Origin of the sequence: Janibacter anophelis NBRC 107843 (assembly GCF_001570945.1) — a bacterium.
Taxonomy (GTDB): Bacteria; Actinomycetota; Actinomycetes; order Actinomycetales; family Dermatophilaceae; genus Janibacter; species Janibacter anophelis.
In genome coordinates this window covers 1-10252 of the sequence record NZ_BCSQ01000085.1, presented here as the reverse complement: position 1 = coordinate 10252, position 10252 = coordinate 1, and the positions used below count along the sequence as shown (strand labels likewise).

General features: G+C 72.1%; 11 protein-coding genes and 1 riboswitch. Of the genes, 4 read left to right on the top strand and 7 right to left on the bottom strand.

Features of this window, described 5'->3' with window-relative positions:
- Window positions 1-1147: MFS transporter (locus JAN01S_RS15715; RefSeq protein WP_068319676.1), on the bottom strand; the 1147-nt coding region annotated here is incomplete at its 3' end.
- On the bottom strand, window positions 1144-2841 hold the full coding sequence (thiC, locus tag JAN01S_RS15710; protein ID WP_084360321.1) for a phosphomethylpyrimidine synthase ThiC: 1698 nt from the start codon (window positions 2839-2841) through the stop codon (window positions 1144-1146). The genes JAN01S_RS15715 and thiC, both read right to left, overlap by 4 nt.
- Before the next feature lie 48 nt (window positions 2842-2889).
- Window positions 2890-2997, bottom strand: a riboswitch (TPP riboswitch).
- Between the two features lie 29 nt (window positions 2998-3026).
- Here thiC and thiD point away from each other — a divergent pair.
- The 3 genes from thiD to JAN01S_RS15695 all read left to right on the top strand — a co-directional run bounded on the left by thiD (window position 3027) and on the right by JAN01S_RS15695 (window position 5227).
- On the top strand, window positions 3027-3908 hold the full coding sequence (gene thiD / locus JAN01S_RS15705; RefSeq protein ID WP_068319675.1) for a bifunctional hydroxymethylpyrimidine kinase/phosphomethylpyrimidine kinase: 882 nt from the start codon (window positions 3027-3029) through the stop codon (window positions 3906-3908).
- Between the two features lie 21 nt (window positions 3909-3929).
- Window positions 3930-4706 (top strand): helix-turn-helix domain-containing protein, encoded by a 777-nt coding sequence (locus JAN01S_RS15700; protein ID WP_169797250.1) that lies wholly within the window; start codon window positions 3930-3932, stop codon window positions 4704-4706.
- A gap of 92 nt (window positions 4707-4798) precedes the next feature.
- Window positions 4799-5227 (top strand): hypothetical protein, encoded by a 429-nt coding sequence (locus JAN01S_RS15695; RefSeq protein ID WP_068319671.1) that lies wholly within the window; start codon window positions 4799-4801, stop codon window positions 5225-5227.
- Window positions 5228-5233: 6 nt separating this feature from the next.
- Here JAN01S_RS15695 and JAN01S_RS15690 read toward each other — a convergent pair whose 3' ends face one another.
- The 5 genes from JAN01S_RS15690 to JAN01S_RS15670 form a co-directional block, all read right to left on the bottom strand.
- Window positions 5234-5590, bottom strand: coding sequence for a DUF488 domain-containing protein (locus tag JAN01S_RS15690; RefSeq protein WP_068319669.1), 357 nt, complete (start codon window positions 5588-5590; stop codon window positions 5234-5236).
- On the bottom strand, window positions 5587-6618 hold the full coding sequence (locus JAN01S_RS15685) for a tellurite resistance/C4-dicarboxylate transporter family protein (protein ID WP_068319667.1): 1032 nt from the start codon (window positions 6616-6618) through the stop codon (window positions 5587-5589). Before JAN01S_RS15685 ends, JAN01S_RS15690 begins: the two co-directional genes overlap by 4 nt.
- A gap of 3 nt (window positions 6619-6621) precedes the next feature.
- On the bottom strand, window positions 6622-7149 hold the full coding sequence (locus JAN01S_RS15680) for a DinB family protein (protein WP_068319665.1): 528 nt from the start codon (window positions 7147-7149) through the stop codon (window positions 6622-6624).
- Window positions 7150-7386: 237 nt separating this feature from the next.
- Window positions 7387-7830 carry an SRPBCC family protein gene (locus JAN01S_RS15675; protein ID WP_068319679.1) on the bottom strand — a complete coding sequence of 148 codons (444 nt, stop codon included), beginning with the start codon at window positions 7828-7830 and terminating at the stop codon, window positions 7387-7389.
- A 22-nt stretch (window positions 7831-7852) separates the two neighbouring features.
- Complete coding sequence (locus JAN01S_RS15670; protein ID WP_306305678.1) at window positions 7853-8767, bottom strand: NADP-dependent oxidoreductase; 915 nt, start codon at window positions 8765-8767, stop codon at window positions 7853-7855.
- A 132-nt stretch (window positions 8768-8899) separates the two neighbouring features.
- On the opposite strand from JAN01S_RS15670, the gene JAN01S_RS15665 reads away from it, so the two are divergent.
- Window positions 8900-10030 carry a PLP-dependent cysteine synthase family protein gene (locus JAN01S_RS15665; RefSeq protein WP_280513192.1) on the top strand — a complete coding sequence of 377 codons (1131 nt, stop codon included), beginning with the start codon at window positions 8900-8902 and terminating at the stop codon, window positions 10028-10030.
- The last annotated feature ends 222 nt before the right edge of the window (window positions 10031-10252 follow it).

Here is a 10252-nt window from a genome sequence, read left to right as displayed (position 1 = left end):
CGAGCCGCGGCAGCCACCACGGCCACAGCGCGGGGACGACGATCGAGAGGGAGTAGGCGGTGCCGTAGCCGGTGGCCCGCACGTGCACCGGGAACCGCTCGCACAGGTAGGCACCCACCGGCCCGTAGCCGCACACGGTCACCACCTGCAGCAGCGCGACCCCGACGACGAAGGGCAGGACACCCGCGGACATCGTCGCGAGCCAGAGCAGCGGGGCGAGGACCGCAGCGCAGATCCCCCAGCCGACGAAGAACCTGCGCCGTCCGAGCAGGGTCGACCAGTGACCCGTCATCGACATGACGACGGCCTGGGCGATCGAGGCCACGCCCATGACGAGGGCGACCTCGCTGCCGTCGAGTCCGGCATCGCCCGCGAGTCGACCGGCCGCGAGGATGACGACCATGTTGGTCATGAGCCACAGGCCGCTCATCAGGCCGAACATCTGCCAGAAGGCACCGGCGTGGGCACCGGTGAGCACCGCGCGCAGGCGGGGCGCGGCCGGCGCCGGCTCACGGGGCGCGTCCGCCACGCGGGCGGAGTAGTAGAGGAGCAACCCGAGGCTCGCTGCCCCACCGGCGACGAAGGCCAGGCGCCACCCCCACTCGGCATAGGCCTGGGGACCGAGCAGCGCGACGAGCCCGGCCGTGGCGAAGGCGATGCTCGACTGCGCCCACGGCGCCATCGCCATGATGAGACCGGACACGAGCCCGCGGCGACGGGGCACGGACCACTCCATGGCGAGCGGGATCGCGGACGTGTACTCCCCGGCGAGGAAGATGCCACCGACGAAGCGCAGGAGGACGACCACGGCGATCGCCACGGCACCGATGCTCTCGTGCGTCGGGACGGCGGCGATCGCCAGGCTGCAGACGGCCGTGCCGGCGATGGCGACCTGCGTCGTGCGGGTGCGCCCGATCCGGTCGGACACCCGGCCGAAGACCATCGAGCCGATGGGCCGCCCGAGCAGGGTCGCGATGATGACGACCGCCCCGGCGGTCACGCCTGCGTGCGGGCCGGCGAGCGTGGCCAGCGCAGGGGCGAGGGCGACGACGGGCAGGAAGATGTTGACCTGGTCGACGTAGTTGCCGACGATGCCGGCGCGCACCGCCGCACGTCCGGCCGGCGGCAGCCCGGGCACGAGGCTCATCGCCCGCCCTCCTCGAGGTACACGCTGGCACCGAGCTCGACGAACTGGCGGGACTTCGCCGCCATGCCCGCCTCCGCGATGGCGCGCTGCGCCTCCGCCGAGCCGTACGCGTCGCGGATGTCCTGGCTGATGCGCATCGAGCAGAACTTCGGCCCGCACATCGAGCAGAAGTGCGCGGTCTTGGCCGGCTCGGCGGGCAGGGTCTCGTCGTGGAAGGCCATCGCCGTCACCGGGTCGAGCGACAGCGCGAACTGGTCGTGCCACCGGAACTCGAACCGCGCCTTGCTCAGCGCGTCGTCCCGCTCGCGGGCGCGCGGGTGCCCCTTCGCCAGGTCGGCGGCGTGCGCCGCGATCTTGTACGTGATGACCCCGGTCTTGACGTCGTCCCGGTCGGGCAGACCCAGGTGCTCCTTGGGCGTGACGTAGCAGAGCATGGCCGTGCCGTGGCGGGCGATCTCCGCGGCACCGATGGCCGAGGTGATGTGGTCGTACCCGGGCGCGATGTCGGTGACGAGCGGCCCGAGCGTGTAGAAGGGCGCCCCGTGGCACCACTCCTGCTCGAGGTCGACGTTGTCCTTGACGAGGTGCAGCGGGACGTGGCCCGGCCCCTCGACCATGACCTGCACGTCGTGCGCCCAGGCGCGCTGGGTCAGCTCACCGAGGGCCCGCAGCTCGGCGAGCTGGGCCTCGTCGTTGGCATCCGCGATCGACCCCGGCCGCAACCCGTCGCCGAGCGAGAACGCGACGTCGTAGCGGGCGAAGATCTCGCACAGGTCGTCGAAGTGGGTCCACAGGAAGGACTCCTCGTGGTGGGCCAGGCACCAACCGGCCATGATCGACCCGCCCCGCGAGACGATGCCGGTCACCCGGTCGGCGGTCAGCGGCACGAAGGCCAGGCGCACCCCGGCGTGGATCGTCATGTAGTCCACACCCTGCTCGCACTGCTCGATGACGGTGTCCCTGAAGACCTCCCACGTCAGGTCCTCGGCACGGCCGTCGACCTTCTCCAGCGCCTGGTAGATCGGGACCGTGCCGATGGGCACGGGGCTGTTGCGGATGATCCACTCGCGGGTGGTGTGGATGTCCTCGCCCGTCGACAGGTCCATCACCGTGTCCGCGCCCCAGCGCGTCGCCCAGGTGAGCTTGTCGACCTCCTCGGCGATCGACGACGTGACGGCCGAGTTGCCGATGTTGGCGTTGACCTTCGTCAGGAAGGCCCGTCCGATGACCATCGGCTCGGACTCGGGGTGGTTGACGTTGGCCGGGATGATCGCCCGCCCGGCCGCGACCTCGTCGCGGACGAGCTCGGGTGAGCAGCCTTCTCGCAGAGCGACATAGCGCATCTCCGAGGTGATCTCTCCGCGCCGTGCGTAGTGCAGCTGGGTGACCGTGCGCCCTTCGACCGAGCGAAGGGGGGACCGCACCGGCCCCTGCCAGGCGAGCGAGGCCTCCCCGCGGCGGACGGCGGACCGGCCGTCGTCGCCGAGGTGGCGCGGCCGACCCTCGTACTCCTCGACGTCCGCCCGACCAGTGACCCAGTCGTGGCGCAGCGGAGGCAGACCGGCCCGGGGGTCCGACCCCGGCCCCACCGTGCGGTAGACGAGGACGTCGTCGTGGGGTCGGCCATCGGGGCCGTCGGCCAAGGAGATCGCCGTGACCGGCACCCGGATCGACGGGTCGTGGGGGTCGACCAGCTCCTCACGACGGTGCTGCGGATGGACCTCGAGCTCATGATCGGTGCGCACGTCAGCGCCTCCTCTTCCTTCGCCGGCATGATCCGGACAGGTTCAGACGGTCCGGACGGCGACAGTCCGATCTCAGCTCGTGCCCGAGCTCCCGTGGGGATGCCTCGATACAACCACACGACTACGGTGACCCCATGACCGGACCTCTGCACCGCCCCCCGGTCGCCCTGTCGATCGCCGGATCGGACCCCTCCGGCGGGGCCGGCATCCAGGCCGACCTCAAGGCCTTCAGCGCACTCGGCGCCTACGGCACGTGCGTGGTCACGGCACTCACGGCGCAGTCGACGCGTGGGGTGACGCACGTGCACGAGGTCCCGGTCGACGTGGTGCGCGCCCAGGTCGAGACCCTCGTGGCCGATGTGCGCGTGGACGTCGTCAAGGTCGGGATGCTGGCCTCGGTCGGGCTCGTGGAGACCGTCCACGAGCTCCTCTGCCACCGGCCCCTGGCCACCACGCCCGTCGTCCTCGACCCGGTCATGGTCGCCACGTCCGGCTCACGGCTGCTCGCCGAGGACGCGGTGACCGCAGTGCGCGCACTCGTCACCCGCGCAGACGTCGTCACCCCCAACCTGCCGGAGGCGGCGGTGCTCCTCGACGAGGAGCCGGTGGGGACCGTCGCCGGGATGTCCGAGCAGGCCGAGCGGCTGCTCGCTCTGGGTGCCCGACGCGTGCTGCTCAAGGGCGGCCACCTCGACGGTGACGCGGCCGTCGACGTCTGGTCGGACGGCGCCGATGACCCCGTCCTGCTGCGGGCGCAGCGCGTCCCCACCGCCAGCACCCACGGCACCGGCTGCACGCTCAGCTCCGCGATCGCCGCCCTTCGCCCGCAGCACGACGGGTGGCTGCCGGCGGTCCGTGAGGCCAAGTCCTGGCTCACCCAGGCCCTGCGCCACGCCGAGGTCCTCGACGTCGGCAGCGGGGCCGGCCCCGTGCACCACTTCCACGAGCTGGAGCGATGGCGGGCGCGACCCGCCGTCGGACGGGCCCCGGAGCCACGGGCCTTTACTGCCCGCTGAGCCGGGAGGACAATGGCCGACGTGTCGGGAGAGGGGATCGACCCCTATCAGGACGTCGTCAACCTGGTCGCGCAGGTGGCCGACGCACCCGCACATGCGGCCTCCCGGCTCGAGGCGATGGTCGAGCAGCTCATCGAGCTCACCGGCTCCGTCACCGGCCTGATGGTGCAGGGAGCGCCGGACGGCTACGACGTGCACGCCATCGGGCGCGGCGCGACCTCGACCGCACGGTCGCGCATCAGCGACGAGATGCGGATCACCGCCGGGCCCGACCCCCTCATCGACCCCATCCGTGACGGCGACCTGCGGCCCACGACCGCGGCCCGCGCCTACGGCGGCCAGGAGATCTGGGCGGCGAGCCCCAAGTGCACCGGCAGCCTCGAGATCTGGGGCATCGACCAGGCCGCAGCACTCCCCGTGCGTGGCGGCGAGGAGTTCGTCGCCTTCCTCATCGGACGGCGCGGGAGCGACTACACCCGCGAGGACCTCGAGCGGATGCGCGCCGTGCAACCGGCCATCGTGGGGCTCATCGGCATCCTCGAGCCGCTGCACCTGGACGCGCCCGCCCTGCGGATCGCGCAGCTGACCGCGCGTGAGCAGGAGGTGCTCCGGCTGCTGGCCGACGGCCACAAGGCGGCCGCCATCGGCCACCGCGCCGGGTGCTCCCAGCGCACGGTGCACCGCCACCTGTCCAACATCTACGACAAGCTCGACGTGGGTGACCGACTGACCGCGGTCGTGCGGGCGCAGCAGCTGGGGCTGCTCGAGCACGACCAGGGCACGCCACGCCATGGGTAGATCTACGCATGGCGCGCAGTGAGCGCCCGGGAGTGTGCTTGGGGGTGTCGTCGGGCGGGCCGACGACACCCTCTCGAAGGAGAAGCACCCCCATGTCCCACACGATCTGGCGTCGCGCGCTCGGCGTCGCGGCCGGCACCGCCGCACTGACCCTCGGGGTCGCCACGACCGCATCGGCACACCACTGCTACAAGGTCGACTGGAACGCCAAGGCGTACGAGCAGCAGTCCACCAACACGTCCCCGTGGATGCCCCTGTCCGGCCTCGGGGCGATGGTCATCGCCGAGGAGCTCGGCATGCCCGAGTGCTCGGGCTATGCCTCGGTCGCCATCGCCCACTGGATGGAGGAGACGGGCACCACCACCGAGCCGCTCATCCACATGAAGGCGACCGTCGGCAGCGGCGCCGCCTATCAGGGCAAGACCGTCAAGCCGTTCAACTACCTCGGCGAGGCCGACTTCATGATCCTCGACAAGGGCCTGGAGATGGCCATCGGGCAGTGCATGGCCGACCAGACCTGACACAGCTCAACGCGTGAGCAGCGCCTGCAGGACGATGGCCTGGTTGTGCTCCCGGTCCGCAGCACCGAAGAGCAGGGTCACTCGACTCCCCTCGGCGACGATGTCCTGCAGGCGCTGCCACGCGTGCGACCCCTCGAGCTCCTCCTCGTACTTCCGGGCGAACTCGTCGAACCGCTCGGGGTCGTGCCCGAACCACTGACGCAGCTCGGTGGAGGGCCCCACTTCCCCCAGCCACTCGTCGACCGCCGCGTCCTCCTTGCTCACCCCGCGCGGCCAGATGCGGTCGACGAGGACGCGCACGCCGTCCCCCTTCGCCGGCTCGTCGCGGATGGATCGGACGTGGACCTGGCTCGTGGACGTCATGTCGTGGCCCTACCCCGGCCGGCCCGGAACCAACCGAGCAGCATCGATCCGGCAGCGAAGAGCCAGGCGACCACGGCCACCCAGAGCCAGGCCGCGCCGATCGACTCGACGATCGGGAGGGAGTCGGCGCGGCCGAGGTACATCCCGGCCACCGCGTACATGCCGAGGGGGAAGACGATGCTCCACCACGTCGACTCGTAGGTGAGCGGGATGCGGTGGACGAGGTGCCGCCAGACCCCCACGGCGAAGAGCACGGGGATCAGCCACGTGGCCCAGGCCCAGCACAGGACGACGAGGCCGGCGATGAGCCCGGAGGTCGCCTCGACCATCGGGGTCGCGGTCATCTCGACGATCTTGGCGCCGGCGACGACGGTGATGGCGACCGCGCCCATCGACACCCAGTAGGGCGGGTTGAGGTCCTGCGGCGTCAGCGGGTAGAGCACGAGCCGCAGCGCGACGAAGACGGCGCACGCCGCGTAGAGGACGACGCCGACGGACCACGCCATGACCGAGAGGATCGCGAGCGCCTCCTGACCACTCTCGACGATCGGCTCCAGGCCGGCGGCCGTCGTCGCGACGGACTGGCTGGCGACGACCCAGATGAACCACGTGCCATTGGCCTCGGTGAGGACCGGCCGCTCGGCACGGGAGAGCACCGCTGCCCACGGGACGGCGTAACCGAGGACCAGCCACACGAGGACCGCCGCGGCCAGCAGCACCGCGCTCACCGTCGGCGCGATCTCGAGCAGCCGCACGGCGAGCACGCCGGAACCGGCGACGACGGTGAAGTAACCGAAGGCCAGCCGGGGGTCGTGCAGGTCGTCGACCGCCCGGCGGCGATGGCGCAGCAGTCGGCCGCCGAGGGCGAGGACGAGTACGACCCAGGCGACGACGGCGACGACGAGCAGGACGTTCGACGGGAGCATCAGGCCCTGCTGGTCGAGACCGACCGAGACGATGCCCGTCGCCATGACGAAGGCGAAGGCGCCCGGGGGCAGCCCGGCGACGAAGCTCCCCACGCGGTCCATGGCTCAGCCGTCGACGTCGTGCAGGTGGTGCTCGATGTCGTGGAGCAGGTAGCGGCACAACTGGGTGATCGTGAAGGGCTGTCCGTCCCCACGCAGGCCGGTGCGCTCCCACGCCTCCCCGCGGACACCTTGGAGGACGGCGATGGTCCGCTCGGTCTCGGCCGCGACCTCTCGGGCGACGGTGCGCGGGTCGGCGGCCCAGAACTCCTGGCGCACCGCCTCCGCCTCCCCGTCGTAGTCGGCGAAGGGAGCGCCCTCCTCGGCGAGCATCGCCGTGACCCGCTCGCCGAGCACGCGGACGAGGTCGCGCGAGTGGCTCGCGTACTCGACCGTGGACCACACGCCGGGCGCGGGCCGCTCGGTGGCACCGGGGCGTTCGAGCGCGCGGGCCCACCGCGGGACGGTGGCCTCGAGTCGCTCGATCGTCAGGACCGGGTCGTGGGGCGTGTACCCGCAGTCGGCGCACCCGTCGTCGACGACGAAGGTCCAGTCCCGGGTGTCATGCTCGGCAGGGGGAGGCGTGGCGTCCATGCCAGCCATGGTGCCACCGGCTCGTGGCCCGGCGCGGGCGCAGGACGTCGCTGCACTCCCCACCGGCCGCTCACGGTGCCGCGTGACGCGGAGCGACTGCCGCGGCCAGGGCGGTCCGCCCGCTCCCTTCGAGGGGCCGGCCGTACCGGATTGCTGCCCAGGGGAAGACGGCTGCGGCGGTGAGCTCACCGGCACCCAAGGACAGGTATCGCGACCTCAGGTCGGTCCGCTCCCGCGTCACCGGCAGACGTCCGCCAGCCGCTCCAACGACGCCTCCAGCCGGTCTCGGGTCGTGCGCCGCGCTCGGGCCAGACGCCGCTCGTCGGTCAGCTCGCGCCAGTCGTAGGTGTGCGTCACCTCGGTGCGGCCGTCGGCGAGGGGCCGCAGCTCCCAGCGCCACTCGTGGCCCGGTTCCTCGCCGTCGAGCGGGGCCGGCCGCCACGCGATGCGCCGACCCTCCTCGAAGTCGACGACGAGGTTGCGTCGCCGGGCGCCGTCCTTGGTCAGGGTCGTGACGAAGACGTCCCCGACGGCGTGGACCCGCTGACCGTCGTCGGCGGCAGCGAGGTTGTCGTTGCCGTCCCACGCGATCTGGGCAGCCGGGTCGGCGATCTGCTCGAAGACCACGGACGCGGGGGCGTCGACGACGGCCGTGGCACGGACGACCCTGGTCTCTGTCATGACCACCACCCTAGGACCGATGTCAGTCGGCGACGTCGATGACGATCTTGCCGTCGGCGGACCCGTCACGACTGGCCCCGAAGGCGTCGGCGAGGCGCTTGAGCGGGTAGGAGGTGTCGATGCGCACGTGCAGCCGGCCACCGGCGACCTCCTCCAGCAGCCCCGCCAGGCGCTCGCCGTCGGGCCGCACCCACACCCACCGGCCACCGTGCTCCTCGACGGCAGGGTCGGCGACGGACGCGATGCGGCCGCCGTCGCGCAGGACCGCGAGGGAGGTGTCCAGCACCCCGCCGACGAGGTCGGCGACGGCGTCGAAACCCTCCGGGGCCACGTCGCGCAGGCGCTCCTGCAGCCCGTCGCCGTGGGCCACGGGGGTGACACCGATCTCGCGCAGCCGCTCGTGCTTGGCCGGCGAGGCGGTGCCCACCACGTGCGCCCCCGCGGCCACGGCCAGCTGGCAGGCCAGGTACCCGACGCCGCCGGAGGCGGCGTGCACGAGCACGGACTCCCCCTTCGTCACGGCGAGGGTCTCCAGGACACGAAGGGCGGTCAGCCCCGTCAGCGGCAGCGCCCCGGCCACGTCGTCCGGCACCTCGTCGGGCACCGCGGCGACGTCCTCGGCCATGACCGTGACGTACTCGGCGAAGGTGCCGGCCGACACGACCTGCTTGCGGGCGTAGGCGGCGACCCGGTCGCCCTCGGTGAACTCCGGCGTGTCCGGACCCACGGCGTCGACGACGCCGGCGACGTCCCAGCCGGGGATGACCGGGAAGTCCGCGTCCATGAGCTGGTCGAGGCCACCGGACATGACCTTCCAGTCCACCGGGTTGACGGAGGCTCGGGTGACCCGGATGCGCACCTCGCCCGGCCCCACCTTGGGCACCGGGAGGTCGCTCTTCCGCAGCTGGTCGTCGTCGCCGTACCGGTCATAGGTCATTGCTCGCATGCAGGTGTCAACGACGAGGACGGAACACGGCATTCCAGCGGGCCGTGGGGTGACATCGTGGGGGGCGCCCCCCTTCGTGCTGGTGGACGACGCCGTCCACCGCCTGCCCCGAGAGGAATGCCCGTGGCCGACCATCACGAGCGCCCCGCACCGGTCGTCGCCGCCGAGGAGGACGTCGACCGTTACGACCCGGACTACCGGCGCTGGTTGGCGAGCGCGATCCGCAAGGTCCGCAGCGATGCCAACCGGTCCGGCGACACGCACCTGGTACGGGTGCCGCTGCCGCAGGAGTGGGGCGTGGACCTCTACCTCAAGGACGAGTCGGTCCACCCGACCGGGTCGCTGAAGCACCGGCTGGCGCGCTCGCTCTTCCTCCACGCGCTGTGCAACGGGTGGATCCACCCCGGCCGGCCGGTCGTCGAGGCGTCGAGCGGGTCGACGGCGGTGTCCGAGGCCTACTTCGCCTCCCTCATCGGCGTGCCCTTCTACGCCGTGATGGCCCGATCCACGAGCCGGCAAAAGGTCGAGCTCATCGAGTTCCACGGCGGCACCTGCCACTTCGTCGACGACGCGCACGAGGTCTACGCCGTGGCGGCGGCGCTCGCCGAGGAGACCGGTGGGCACTACATGGACCAGTTCACCTACGCCGAGCAGGCGACCGACTGGCGCGGCAACAACAACATCGCCGAGTCGATCTTCGAGCAGATGTCGATGGAGGAGCACCCCGAGCCGGCATGGATCGTCGCGACGGCGGGCACCGGCGGCACCTCGGCGACCCTGGCGAGGTACGTGCGCTACACGGGGCGGTCGACGGGCATCTGCGTCGCCGACCCGGAGAACTCCGCCTTCTTCCCGGGGTGGCGCGACCGGGACCCTGCCGTGACCACCGCCATCGGCTCGCGCATCGAGGGCATCGGTCGGCAGCGGGTCGAGACGAGCTTCATCGCGACGAGCATCGACCGGATGATGCGCGTGCCCGACGCCGCCTCGATCGCCGCGGTCCTGCTGCTCGAGGAGCTCATCGGCACCCGCGCGGGCGCGTCGACCGGGACCAGCCTGTGGGCGTCCCTGCGGATTGTGTCCGAGATGGTCGCGGCAGGGACGAAGGGCAGCGTCGTCTCCCTCATCTGCGACCCGGGTGAGCGCTACCTCGACAAGTACTACTCACCCAGCTGGTTGGCGGACGAGGGGATCGACATCGCCCCGTACGAGCGGCGGCTCGAGGAGTTCATGCGCACCGGCGTCATGGGCTGAGCCGTCACGATCCTGCGGTGGCGCCACCGCACCGGGGATAATGCGGACGTGAGACCACGCCGCCGGGACCGCCTGCCGATGCTCCTCGACGCCCTGGGCCAGCAGGAGGGCCACGCCGCCCACGGCCGACTCCTGGAGGCGCTGGGCGGGGCACCGGTCGCGATCGACGAGCGGCTCGTCGGCGAGCCGGCCCACACCGCGCGCCGGTTGCGCTTCGCCTCC